This is a genomic window from Bradyrhizobium sp. Rc3b, from assembly GCF_900114915.1.
Classification (GTDB): domain Bacteria; phylum Pseudomonadota; class Alphaproteobacteria; order Rhizobiales; family Xanthobacteraceae; genus Bradyrhizobium.
This window is the reverse complement of record NZ_FOUS01000024.1, coordinates 1-12,586: the sequence shown is the minus strand read 5'-3', so window position 1 is coordinate 12,586 and position 12,586 is coordinate 1. Positions and strand designations below refer to the sequence as shown.

At 66.2% G+C, this 12,586-nt stretch carries 10 protein-coding genes and 1 pseudogene; 6 read left to right on the top strand and 5 right to left on the bottom strand.

Annotated features, from left to right (window positions below; all coding sequences use genetic code 11):
* The first annotated feature begins 51 nt into the window (after nucleotides 1-51).
* Nucleotides 52-858, top strand: a complete 807-nt coding sequence (locus tag BM190_RS36735) for a uracil-DNA glycosylase (RefSeq protein WP_092262399.1) — start codon at nucleotides 52-54, stop codon at nucleotides 856-858.
* Nucleotides 859-1,003: 145 nt separating this feature from the next.
* Here BM190_RS36735 and BM190_RS36730 read toward each other — a convergent pair whose 3' ends face one another.
* The 4 genes from BM190_RS36730 to BM190_RS36715 form a co-directional block, all read right to left on the bottom strand.
* A complete protein-coding gene (locus tag BM190_RS36730) occupies nucleotides 1,004-2,512 on the bottom strand; it encodes a glycosyltransferase family 39 protein (protein ID WP_092262395.1) in 1,509 nt (502 codons plus the stop codon).
* Between the two features lie 287 nt (nucleotides 2,513-2,799).
* Nucleotides 2,800-3,669: a ribonuclease HII gene (rnhB, locus tag BM190_RS36725; protein ID WP_092262607.1), complete on the bottom strand. Its 870-nt coding sequence runs from the start codon at nucleotides 3,667-3,669 to the stop codon at nucleotides 2,800-2,802.
* A 73-nt stretch (nucleotides 3,670-3,742) separates the two neighbouring features.
* On the bottom strand, nucleotides 3,743-4,198 hold the full coding sequence (locus tag BM190_RS36720) for a VOC family protein (protein WP_092262392.1): 456 nt from the start codon (nucleotides 4,196-4,198) through the stop codon (nucleotides 3,743-3,745).
* A gap of 24 nt (nucleotides 4,199-4,222) precedes the next feature.
* Nucleotides 4,223-5,389 (bottom strand): PA0069 family radical SAM protein, encoded by a 1,167-nt coding sequence (locus BM190_RS36715; RefSeq protein ID WP_092262390.1) that lies wholly within the window; start codon nucleotides 5,387-5,389, stop codon nucleotides 4,223-4,225.
* 210 nt (nucleotides 5,390-5,599) lie between these two features.
* Here BM190_RS36715 and BM190_RS36710 point away from each other — a divergent pair, with 210 nt between their 5' ends.
* Both BM190_RS36710 and BM190_RS36705 read left to right on the top strand, forming a co-directional pair.
* A complete protein-coding gene (locus BM190_RS36710; RefSeq protein WP_177237504.1) occupies nucleotides 5,600-8,014 on the top strand; it encodes a phosphoketolase family protein in 2,415 nt (804 codons plus the stop codon).
* 2 nt (nucleotides 8,015-8,016) lie between these two features.
* Nucleotides 8,017-9,211: pseudogene (locus tag BM190_RS36705) on the top strand (acetate/propionate family kinase).
* 142 nt (nucleotides 9,212-9,353) lie between these two features.
* On the opposite strand, the gene BM190_RS36700 reads toward BM190_RS36705, so the two are convergent.
* On the bottom strand, nucleotides 9,354-10,193 hold the full coding sequence (locus BM190_RS36700) for an RMD1 family protein (RefSeq protein WP_092262384.1): 840 nt from the start codon (nucleotides 10,191-10,193) through the stop codon (nucleotides 9,354-9,356).
* 325 nt (nucleotides 10,194-10,518) lie between these two features.
* Here BM190_RS36700 and BM190_RS36695 point away from each other — a divergent pair, with 325 nt between their 5' ends.
* From BM190_RS36695 to BM190_RS36685, 3 genes are all read left to right on the top strand, one after another.
* A complete protein-coding gene (locus BM190_RS36695) occupies nucleotides 10,519-11,094 on the top strand; it encodes a glycosyltransferase family protein (protein WP_092262379.1) in 576 nt (191 codons plus the stop codon).
* A 62-nt stretch (nucleotides 11,095-11,156) separates the two neighbouring features.
* The gene (locus BM190_RS36690) at nucleotides 11,157-12,116 is read left to right on the top strand and encodes a bifunctional helix-turn-helix transcriptional regulator/GNAT family N-acetyltransferase (RefSeq protein ID WP_092262377.1); all 960 of its coding nucleotides are present in this window, start codon (nucleotides 11,157-11,159) and stop codon (nucleotides 12,114-12,116) included.
* 222 nt (nucleotides 12,117-12,338) lie between these two features.
* Nucleotides 12,339-12,586 (top strand): transposase (locus BM190_RS36685; RefSeq protein ID WP_129591019.1); only part of this gene is annotated, 248 nt, incomplete at its 3' end.

The following is a 12,586-nucleotide window of genomic DNA, read 5'->3' as shown; positions in this document are numbered from 1 at the left end:
CGGGTGGCCACTTCGCTCGAAAACGCTATGCTATAATAGTCAGACTTTCCCATGATACCCGAACCCGCACCCACCGTCCGCGAGCTTCTCGCCTTCTATCTGGAGGCCGGTGTCGATTGCGCGCTCGCGGAGGAACCGATCGACCGCCTGGCGGAATTGGATGCGCCGCCGCCGGCCCCGCGCGTGGCGCCTCCGGTCGAGGCACCTCGTCCTGTCGCCGCCCCCGCGGCCATGCGCGGCGAGGCCACACCGGCGCCGGACATCGCAATTGCCTCCGCACGCGAGGCCGCGCGCACTGCGCCGACGCTGGAAGCGCTGCGCGAGCTGATGCAGAGCTTCGAGGGCTGCGCGCTGAAACACACTGCGACGCGGCTGGTATTTGCCGACGGCAATCCGCAGGCGCGTATCATGTTCGTCGGCGAGGCGCCGGGCCGCGACGAGGACATCGAGGGGCTGCCCTTCGTCGGGCGCAGCGGCAAGCTGCTCGATCTCATGATCGGCGCGATCGGGCTCAACCGCAGCACGGCCTACATCGCCAACGTGATTCCGTGGCGGCCGCCCGGCAACCGCACGCCGACGCCGCAGGAGACGCAGATCTGCCTGCCCTTCATCCAGCGCCAGATCGAGCTCGTGAATCCCGACGTGCTGGTGACGCTTGGCAATCCCTCGACGCAGACGCTGCTCGGAACGCGCGAAGGCATCATGCGCACCCGCGGGCGCTGGTTCGACTACGACGCCGGCGGGCGCACCATCCGCGCGCTGCCGACGTTCCATCCGGCCTATCTGCTCCGCTCGCCGTCCTACAAGCGGCTGGCCTGGCAGGATCTGCGCGCGATCGCCAAGGTGCTGGCGGGCTAGTGAGCTCTCGTGTCCCGGACGCGGTGCGGCACGCAGCTCTCGTAGGATGGGCAAAACGAAGCGTGCCCACCACCTTTATCGTGGGCACGGCGCGTTGCGCCTTTGCCCACCCTACGATTTCAGCGTCCGTAACAACGCGCGCGGCTCACGTCCCCTTCGGCCGCACGATGGCCCAGCCGACGCGCAGGAGCTGCTGACGACCGGTCACCAGCCATTCGAAGGCGCGCGGCACCTCCGGGACGATGCCGGGAAAGCGCTTGAGGATGTCCGGCGGTGGCGTGCCGGCGGTATCGGAGGCACGCCAGACCACGACGCCGCCGGTCTCGCTGAATTTGGCCTGATTGAGCCACGGCGTGCGCGCAGGGTCGGCGTCGATGAAGAGATGCGGCCGGCCGGAATGCAGCGTGATCAGGCTCGCAAGCTGGGTCTCGCCGGCCACCGCACGCAGGCGATGGTTGGTGCGGCGGGCAAAGCTCTCGTCGAAGAAGTCCGAGATCGCGCGCGCCGGCATCGAGGTCGCGATCTCGTTCGTGCCGGTCCAGGGCAGCAGCAGGACGGCGAGCACGACGCCGACGGCCGGCGCCACGACGGCGGCGGCCCAGACCGTCCGCAGCATCCGCGCACGGCGCATCGCGATGAGATCGCCGGCTGCGACCACCACGGCAAGCCCGGACACAACCAGCACGACGCCGGCGCCGCCGACGACGGACTCGAGCCCGAGCAGGCCGGAGATCAGCACCGCGCCCAGCGCAGGCGCCAGCGCGAAGAAATAGACGAAGTTGCGCCCCAGCGGCTCGACCGGCGGCCTAAAGATGATCGGCGGCTCCTCGCCCTTGCCGGCGAACAGGCCGGCGTTGAGGAAGGTCAGCGCCGGGATCGCAGCGGCCCCGAGCACGAGGCCGCCGAACAGCCAGGCCGCATGCAGGGCGCGGGCATTCAGTTCCGCAACTTGCGGCAGGGCCGGCATCACGAGAGTCTCGGCACGCATCAGCCAGACCGCATAGGGCAGCGCCAGCACCGCGACGACAACAAGCGCGAACAGCGGATCGAGCGCGCGCAGCGTCCGGCGGCCGCCAGCGGTCGAGACCGCGAAGACGACGAGCAGCAGCAACAGGAAGATCGCCGCGGGCGTCGTCAGCAGCAGGAGACCGGCCTCGATCGACCAGGCGAACCAGGCATTGCCGCGGCGCTGGCCGATGATCTGCCAGGAGTGCAGCAGCAGCAGCGCCCAGAGCGGCCGGGCCAGGACAAGCGGGCCGAAGTCGAGCGCCGACGAGGAGAAGGCGAGCACCGTCATGGTCAAGAGCACCGCGAGCACCGCCTGCTGCGAGCCGACCACGGCGCGGGAGAGGTGATAGAGCGCAATGAACGTCGCGATCTCGCAGAGCTCGGCCAGCACATAGACGCCGAACATGTGGCCGCCGGCGGCGCGATAGGCGATGTCGGCGAGCCAGACCGGCAAGGGCGGACCGAGATCGGTGCCGACCTGGTATTCACGTCCGAAAGCCAGGAGCGTCGCGAGGCTGCCGGGCGGGCTGCGGTAGAACACCAGCGCCACGAACAGCCACATCGCGGCCTGCAGCAGCACGGCGATCCAGACGATCAGCCGCGGCCGGGCGCGAATGAGCTCGATGACCAGGGAGGTAAACCGCATGCAACGTCCGAAAGATGCAGCCAACCCGTCCAGCCGGCCCTATTCGCTCACAAACACTTTGATAAGGGGCGTCACGCGTCGTGGCAACGACGGTGTGCTCCCTCTCCCCGTTCTTACGGGGCGCGACGAGCTTCGCTCGCGCTGGGAGGGTCAGGGTGAGGGGGCTGCGTCGGTAATCACTGTGACAGATGGACTCGCGGAGGCTGCCCCTCACCCGCATCCCATCTCGGATGGAAGCGGCCTCTCCCCGCAGGCGGGAGAGGCGAAGAGGGCAGCGGAGAGAGCCGTTAGAGACCCGCCGACGCGTCGATCTCGACGCTGGCTTCCACCGGCACCTCGACCTCGGTCACCGTAAACAGATCCTGCACCGGCTCGACGGTCCACGGCATGTGCTTGGCACGCGCCGCCGCAACCGGGGCGAAGAAGCGGCGGTGATGGACCGAGGGGCCGAGACGGTCGAGCGCGTCGAGGTGCTCGGGGACGGCGTAGCCCTTGTGCTGCTCGAAGCCGTAGCCTGGGCAGTCCTGCGCCAGCGCGCACATCAGGCGGTCGCGCGTCACCTTGGCGATGATGGAGGCCGCCGCGATCGACAGCACGATGCCATCGCCGCCGATCACGGCTTCGCAATCGCAAGGAGTGTCGAGCCGGTCGCGGCCGTCGACGAAGACGTGCCTCGGCGCCTCCGGCAGTGCCACCACGGCGCGCTTCAGCGCCCACAATGAGGCGCGCAATATGTTGTCGCGGTCGATTCGCGAGGGCGAGGCGACGGCGACCGAGACCTGGGCGGTGGCGCAGATCTTGTCGAACAGTTTTTCGCGTTCCTCGGCGGTCAGGCGCTTGGAATCATCAATGCCGCGCGGAATCCGGTCGGGGTCGAGAATCACGGCCGCGGCTACCACGGGGCCGGCGAGCGGCCCGCGGCCGGCTTCGTCGCAGCCGGCGACCGGCCAGACGCCGCGCTTGATCAGCGCGCGCTCGCGCCGGAAGCTCGGCGGTGCGACCGCGATGATGCCTTTCTTGCCTGCGGGAACGGTCGTTGTTTTGGTCGCAGGCGCTTTGCCGGCCTTGGCGGGCGCTGCCTTCTTCGCTGCGTCCTTCTTTGGCGCGTCTTTGGCCGGTGTCGTGGCGGATGTCTTGGCGGACTTGTCCCGAATCATGGCGGGGATCGTGCGCAAGCGGCCCGGCCGGCGCAACCGGGAACCCCGCGCAATTCCCGTTATTCAGGCCGCCCTATTCCGCCAGATGCACCCGCCGGTCCTCGCCGACCTCGATGCCGGGCGCGACCACGACCTCCCAGGGATGGCCGTCGGGATCGGCAAAATAACCGGAATAGCCGCCATAATCGGTCTCGTGCGCGGCCTTCAGCAGCTTTGCCCCCTTGCCGAGAGCAAAGGCCAGCACCGCATCGACCTCCTCTCGGGTCCGACAGTTCCAGGCGATCGTGATGCCGCGGAAGGTCGATGGCCTCGGCTGGTCCGGCAACGTCGCGTCGGCCGAGAGCTGATCCCAGGGATACAGCGCGAGCACCGGGCCACCGGTATCGTAGAAAGCGACGGCCTCGCCGGTCGCCTTTAGCCGGCGCGCAAAACCGAGCGCGTCGTAAAAAGCGATGCTGGCACGGATATCGCTGACGCCAAGCGTGATGACAGTGAGCCGCGGCACCGGCGGGTGAAGTTCCTTGACCATGCGACGCCTCTTCCACTTCCCCGATCAGAACAGGCTGAGCTGATCGCCGTTCCGCTTCGGCCGCGCGAAGTGATCGGTCGTCAGCTTGGAGCGCCGTTTGTTGAGGCCGAGCCTGTCGCAGGCGATCTCGAAGCGGCGGCCGATGGTCCAGGCCATTGGTCCGGTGCCCTTCATCCGTTCGCCCCATTTCGCATCGTAGTCGCGGCCGCCGCGCATGTCGCGGATCAGCGTGAAAACGTGGCGATAGCGGTCGGGATAGTTCGCCATTAGCCATTCGCGGAAGAGATCGCGCACCTCCAGCGGCAGCCGCAGCAGCACATAGGAGGCTTCCTTGACGCCGGCATGGGCGGCAGCATCGAGGATGCGCTCGATCTCGGAATCGTTCAGCGCGGGGATTACAGGCGCAACCATCACCGTGGTGGGAATGCCGGCGTCCGAGAGCTGCTTCAGCGCCTCCAGCCGCTTCGGCGGCGTCGAGGCGCGCGGCTCCATGGTGCGCGCGAGCTTCGGATCGAGCGAGGTGACGGAGATCGCGACCTTGGCGAGGTTGCGCTTGGCCATCCGCGCGAGGATATCGATGTCGCGCACCACCAGCGCCGACTTGGTGACGATGCCGACGGGATGGCCGGCACCCTCGAGAACCTCGAGGATGCCGCGCATGATTTTGCGCTCGCGCTCGATCGGCTGATAGGGATCGGTGTTGGTGCCGATCGCGATCATCCGGGGCTCATAGCCGGTCGCGGCGAGCTCTTTCTCCAGCAGCGCCGGCGCCTCGGGCTTGACGAACAGCTTTGACTCGAAGTCGAGCCCGGGCGACAGGCCGAGATAGGCATGGGTCGGCCGCGCGAAGCAGTAGACGCAGCCATGCTCGCAGCCGCGATAGGGATTGATCGAGCGGTCGAAGCCGATATCGGGGGAATCGTTGCGGGTGATCACCTTGCGCGAGGTGTCGACCCCCACACTGGTCTTGAACGGCGGCAGCTCTTCCAGGCTCTGCCAGCCGTCGTCGAAGGCGACGCGCGCCTCGGCCTCATAGCGGCCGCTGGCATTCGACTGTGCGCCCCGCCCCCGCCTGCGTGCGCGGTCGATGGCGACGCCAAGCTCTGGAAAGTCAGAGTCCACACCCGCCGGCTCGGAGGGCGCCTTGACCGGCGGGTGTTTGAGAGCATGAGAGGATGCTGCTGGACTCATGAAGCCAAGATAGCACGACAACGGAACAAATCAAGAACACAAACAAAAAATGGGAAAACAACCCCATGCAAAGTAGCCGCTCAAATTTCGGGCGCGGTCCTTTGACCTCACGCAACACACCCGTCGCAACGATTTCGTTTGATGCCGGCCAGGGATCAATCGTCGCGGAACAATGTTGGTGACGATCGCCGGGTGAAGGTCAGCAGGAACATGACAAATCAACAACAATCGGCCGCGGCAAGCAGCAACCTCGACCTCCTCGATCGCTACTGGCGCGCCGCGAACTACCTCTCCGTCGGGCAAATCTACCTGCTCGACAATCCGCTGCTGCGCGAGCCCTTGCGGGCCGAGCACATCAAGCCGCGTCTGCTCGGCCATTGGGGCACGACGCCCGGCCTGAACTTCATCTACGCCCATCTCAACCGCGTCATCCGCGCGCTGGATGTCAGCGTGCTCTATGTCTGCGGTCCCGGCCATGGCGGGCCGGGCATGGTCGCCAACACCTATCTGGAAGGCAGCTACAGCGAGATCTATCCCGACATCGCGCGCGACACGGACGGATTGCGCAAGCTGTTCAGGCAGTTCTCCTTTCCCGGCGGCATTCCGAGCCACGCGGCGCCGGAAACGCCGGGCTCGATCCACGAGGGCGGCGAGCTCGGCTACGCGCTGGTGCACGCCTACGGTGCGGCGCTGGACAATCCCGACTTGATCGTGGCTTGCGTGGTCGGTGACGGCGAAGCGGAAACCGGCCCGCTCGCGGCCTCCTGGCACTCCAACAAGTTCCTGAACCCCGCGCATGACGGCGCGGTGCTGCCGATCCTGCATCTGAACGGCTACAAGATCGCCAACCCGACCGTGCTCGGGCGGATGCGGGACAGCGAGATCCGCGACCTGTTCCGCGGGTTCGGCCACGAGCCGCTGTTCGTCGCGGGCGACGATCCCAAATTGATGCATCAGGCCATGGCGGATGCGCTCGACGTTGCGCTCGCCAGCATCCGCTCGATCCAGCAGCACGCCCGCGACGGCCGCAAGGCAGTCGAGCGGCCGCGCTGGCCGATGATCGTGCTGCGCAGCCCGAAAGGCTGGACCGGCCCGAAAGAGGTCGACGGCAAGAAGGTCGAGGGCTTTTGGCGCGCGCATCAGGTGCCGGTGGCGGGCTGTCGCGAGAACCCGGCGCACCTCAAAGTGCTCGAAAACTGGATGCGCAGCTACGAGCCGGAAAAGCTGTTCGACCAGAGCGGGGCGCTCATTCCAGAACTTCAGGCGCTCGCGCCCGAAGGCATTCGCCGCATGGGCGCCAATCCGCATGCCAATGGCGGCCTGCTCAAGAAGGAGCTGAAGCTGCCGGACTTCCGCAGCTTCGCAATCGAGGTGCCGCAACCCGGCGGCGTCGCAGCCGAAGCGACGCGCGAGCTCGGCAAATTCCTGCGCGATGTCATCCGCCTCAACGCGAAGGAGCGCAATTTCCGCATCATGGGCCCGGACGAAACCGCGTCAAACCGGCTGGATGCGGTGTTCGAGGCGACCGAGCGGGTCTGGATGGAGCCGATCGAGCCTTACGACGTGCACCTCGCGCAGGACGGCCGCGTCATGGAAATGCTGAGCGAGCATCTCTGTCAGGGCTGGCTCGAGGGCTATCTGCTCACCGGACGCCACGGTTTCTTCTCCTGCTACGAGGCCTTCATCCACATCGTGGATTCCATGTTCAACCAGCACGCCAAATGGCTCAAGGTCACGCGCGATCTGCCATGGCGGCGCCCGATCGCCTCGCTCAACTATCTCCTGACCTCGCATGTCTGGCGGCAGGACCATAACGGCTTCAGCCATCAGGATCCCGGCTTCGTCGATCTCGTCGCCAACAAGAAGGCCGATATCGTTCGCATCTACTTCCCGCCGGATGCCAACACGCTGCTGTGGATCGCCGACCATTGCCTGCGGACCTATAACCGCATCAACGTCATCGTTGCCGGCAAGCAGCCGGCGCTGCAATGGCTCTCGATGCAGGAAGCGGCCACGCATTGCGATGCCGGCATCGGCATCTGGACCTGGGCAGGGACGGAAGATGCAACGGGCGAGCCCGACGTGGTGATGGCCTGCGCCGGCGATGTGCCGACGCTGGAGACGCTCGCCGCCGTCGATCTGTTGCGCAAGGCGCTGCCGGATTTGAAGATCCGCGTCGTCAACGTCGTCGACCTCATGACGCTGCAGCCCAGGGATCAGCATCCGCATGGGCTTTCGGACCGCGATTTCGACAGCCTGTTCACGCGCGACAAGCCTGTCATCTTCGCCTATCACGGCTATCCCTATCTGATCCACCGCCTGACCTATAGCCGCACCAACCATGCCGGCCTGCATGTGCGCGGCTTTGCCGAGGAAGGCACCACGACGACGCCGTTCGACATGGTCGTGCTCAACGAGCTCGACCGCTACCACCTCGCGATCGAGGCGATCGAACGCGTGCCCGGGCTGGCGGCCAAAGCTGCGCAGGCGAAGCAGCAATTCCGCGACAAGCTGATCGAGCATTCGCGCTACGTGCGCGAGCACGGCGAGGACATGCCCGATGTCCAGGAATGGGTCTGGCCCAACAGCTCCGGCGGCAATACCCCGACTGAGGCCGGCGATTAGCCATGCCGGACACGGTCCTCGTCCTCAACTCGGGATCGTCGAGCATCAAGTTCGGCCTGTTCGACATCTCTGCTGTTGAACCCAGCCTGCTCTGCAAGGGGCTGCTCGACGAGCACGAGGCAAAGCCCCGGCTGGTGGTGAAGAGCCCCGCGGGCCAAGACCTGTTCGAGACGCGGACAGAGGCGCCGGACGCCGACGGCGACCATCTGTTCGCCGATGTGCTCGCCTTCATCGAGGACCGGTTCGGCGAACGTGATCTGCGCGCCGTCGGCCATCGCATCGTTCATGGCGGGCCGGACTATTCAGGCCCGGTCGCGCTGACGGACGACGTCACCGCGAAGCTGGAGGCATTGACGCCGCTGGCGCCACTGCACCAGCCGCGGTGCCTCGCGCCAATTCGCGCGCTCGCGGCGATCCGGCCAGCGCTGAGGCAGATCGCCTGCTTCGACACGGCGTTCCATCACGGCCTGACGCCGCCCGCGAGCCGCTTCGCGATTCCGAGGCACTACGAGGAACGAGGCGTGCGACGCTACGGATTTCACGGCCTCTCCTTCGAATATGTCGCGGGACGCCTCGCCGAGATTGCGCCGGAGGTCGTCGCCAAGCGCACCGTCATCGCGCATCTGGGCAACGGCGCCAGCCTGTGCGCGTTGCGCAACGGCCGCAGCGTCGACACCACCATGGGACTGACGCCGCTTGACGGCCTCGTGATGGGCACGCGCTGCGGCACGATCGATCCCGGCGTGCTGCTCTATCTGCAACAGCACGAGAAGATGTCGATCGAGGATGTCCAGCACCTGCTCTATCACCAGTCGGGCCTGCTCGGCGTCTCCGGCATCTCCGCGGACATGCGCACGCTGCTGGCGAGCGGCGAGATTGCCGCACGGGAGGCGGTCGATCTCTTCACCTTCCGCGCGGCGCAGCAGGTCGCGATGATGGCGACCACGCTTGGCGGCCTCGATTGCCTGGTCTTCACCGGCGGCATCGGCGAGCACGCCAAGGAGATCCGCAGCGCGATCGGCGAGCGGCTCGGCTGGCTCGGCGTGCGGATCGATGCGACGGCGAATGACGCGGCGCGCGAGCGGATCAGCGGGGGCGGAAACGCCGTCGACGTGTTCGTCATCCCGACGGATGAGGAGATGACGATCGCACGCCACCTGTGCAGCGGTGCTGCAACCTAAAGGGACAATATCGTAGGGTGGGCAAAGGCGGAAAAGCGCCGTGTCCACGATCTTTCTCCCGCGGCGACAGCTGGTGGGCACGGCGCAAGAGCGCCTTTGCCCACCCTACGACACCGGACTCGTGGAGATTGAGGCACAACAGCGCGCGAAAAAAACGCTCAATGCGTTCCCGACCATATCTGAAAACACCCGATCGCGACCTCGATCACGATCAGCACCACGACCGCGATCTCCAGGCGGAGCGAGCGCTGGGTGTCGATGATGTCGGTCAGCGCGTTGGCGGTCTCCGACACCGCGGTGAGCTTGCGCTCGAGCGTGTCGAGGCGTTCTTTCAGCTCGTACTCGTCCTCGAGGCGGGAATAGAGCCGGTCGAGCTCGGGCTTCTCCCAGAGCACGTCGGGCTTCTCGGCGATCGCGACGCGGCCGGCGACGCGCTGCTGCACCAGCAGTGCATTGCCGATCAATTGCAGGATGCCCTTGCGACGGCGCGGCGTGCGGCCGTGCTCGGCGAGCTCCCGTGCAAACGGCTCGATCACATCGAAGACCGCGGCGACGCGGCGCTCGTCGCGCGCCAGCGACGTGCTCTTGGCGAGCGCGTCCGCAACCAGCAGCAGACGGTCGTCGGAGAACTTTGCGAGGCAGATCGGCCCGCCCGGCTGGATGGCCTCGGCGCTCTCATCCTTGCAGAGCTGTGCCTGCGCGATCTCTTCCTCATATGGGCTGAGCTCGCCGATCACCCGCGGCTTCAGGCTGTCGATCAGCACTTTCTCCTCGGACGGGAGCAGCCCGATCAGCACCACGACGCCGTAACGGAAAATCACGGCAAGGCCGGCATGGACGCGGAAGGCGGCGGGCGTCGACGAGACCAGCGTGCCGATCTCGAGACCGGCGGCGTTGATGCGGTCGCCCAGCATCAGCGCGCGGATCCGCAAGGTCGGCGCAGCCTCCGGCTTCGGCGACGTTGACGCCGTGCCAACAGCGAGTTGATCGGCGTTCACAGGAAGCCTCCGCCGGCACCAAAGTCACACATTTCCCGTTCGAACCTTTCTTGCAGGGCGCACCCTCCCTGCAGGAGCCGGCTACCCGCGCGCCGCGCAATGTCGCCGTAAAACTCCGGGTTAATACCCCCGGGACGCACTTGTGCCGAAACATTCGGCAACATCGCCAACCCGCGCGTGACACATTTGGCTGCGAGGACTGGCTGCAGTTTACCATCGCACGCCGAAGCGCGGCCGGAAAGTTGCACTCGGCAACGCCACGTGTTTATGACAACATCATAACAAGCTACGCTTCTCCCGAAGTGCAGACATTGAAGCCTCAATCATGCTGAGCGTCATCATTCCGACCGAAGGCGTCGAGCAGACCGCGGTGGCGACTCTGGCCGCGCTGGTCCCCGGGGCCGCCGCCGGCGTCATCCGCGAGGTGCTTCTGGTCGACGGCACCCGCAATGGCGTCATCGAGCGGGTTGCCGACGTCGCAGGCTGCCGTTTCGTCGGCTTCGAGGGATCTTCGCAAGGCGCCGCGCTCGCGGCCGGCGCGCTCCAGGCCCGCTCGCCGTGGCTGATGTTCCTGCCCGCAGGCGCCATGCTCGAAACCGGCTGGATCGAGGAAACCACCCAGTTCATCCAGGCCGTCGCGACCAGCGGACGGGACCGTGCTGCCGTGTTCCGCTATGCGCGCTCGCCTTACGCCGATACCGGATTGCGCGACGTCCTCCGGGCCGTGGTGCGCAGGGTGATCGGCCCGCTCGGCGATCAGGGTCTTTTGATTGCGCGTGATCATTACGACCGGATCGGCGGTTACCCGCCGCAGGCCCGCCGTTCCGAGGCACGGCTGCTGCGCCGGCTCGGCCGCTCGTCCCGGACCATGCTGCGCAGCCGGATCGTCATGGTCGGCTGAAGTCACCGCATACTTGCCAAAGTCAAATAATTAATTGACAATGGCAAGTATCGAGGTGCCCCATGCCATCAAGCTCTTCCCCATCAGCCCTTGCGATCGAACAGGTCGCTGACGATCGCATCGCGGCGGTCCGCGCCTTCAACCGCTTCTATACTCGCAAGCTCGGTGTGCTCGACCAGCATCTCGGAAAGAGCCCGTTCTCGCTCAGCGAGGCCCGGGTGCTCTACGAACTCGCGCATCGCGACGAGCTGGCGGCAAAGGAGATCGGAAACGAGCTTGGCCTCGACCCCGGCTATCTCAGCCGCATCGTGCAAAGCTTCGACGAAAAGGGGCTGATCACGCGAAGGCCCCTGCCCGCCGATCGCCGGCAATACCAGCTCAGCCTCACCGCCAAGGGCCGCCAGACCTACGCCAAGCTGAACCTGAGCTCGCAAAACGAGGTCGCCGCAATGCTGGCCCAGCTTTCGGCCAGCGATGCAACGCGGCTCACGCAGGCCATGGCGACCATCGAGGCCGTGCTGGAGCAACGTCGAACCCAGCCTGCGGCTTTCATGCTGCGCAGCCACCGCGTCGGTGACATGGGCTGGGTCATCTCCAAGCAGGCCGCCGCCTATGCCGCGGACTACAACTGGGACATCAGCTACGAGGCGCTGGTCGCCGAGATCTGCGCACAGTTCATCAAGAACTACGATGCCGCGCGCGAACACTGCTGGATCGCGGAAGTGGGCGGCGAGCCGGTCGGCTCGATCTTCCTGGTCAAGGCCACCGACGAGATCGCCAAGCTGCGCCTGTTGCAGGTGGAGAAGAAAGCGCGCGGGCTCGGTGTCGGCCGCGCGCTGGTCGAGCAATGCATCCAGGGTGCACGCGAGCGCGGCTACAGCAGGATGACGCTGTGGACGCAAAGCATCCTGGTTGCCGCACGCGGCATCTATCAAAGTGCGGGATTCAAGCTCGTGAAGGAAGAGAAGCACCACAGCTTCGGCGCCGATCTGGTCGGCGAGACCTGGGAGCGGGATCTCTGATTTTGCGACGAGCGCGATGCGCATGAATGTGCCCTCGCCCCTTGTGGGAGAGGGCAGCGACGCCGGCAGACACAGGCTCACTTGGGTGAGGGGTGTGTCTCAGCGTATTCCGTGCGGATAGATACCCCTCATCCGGCGCTTCGCGCCACCTTCTCCCACAAGGGGCCTGTTGCGTAATCCGCCAGTTGTGATTCCCTAGGGCAAAGCCTTGGGGGAATGACGATGGCGGTGAAGCGGACAGGACAGCCGAGCTTTGTGGAAGCGCTGATGCCGAAGGGCGCCGGCGCCAATGCGGCGCTGGATCGGTTGGCTGGCCTGGTCAAGTGGTACCGGTTCGAGAAGCTGATCGGTCATTTGCGGGATGAAGGGAGCCCCGGTCGTCCAGGCTATCCGGTGCTTGTGCTGTTTCGCGCGGTGCTGCTGCAGTCGCTCTACGGTCTTTCGGAGCGCGAACTGGAGGAGGCGCTGGG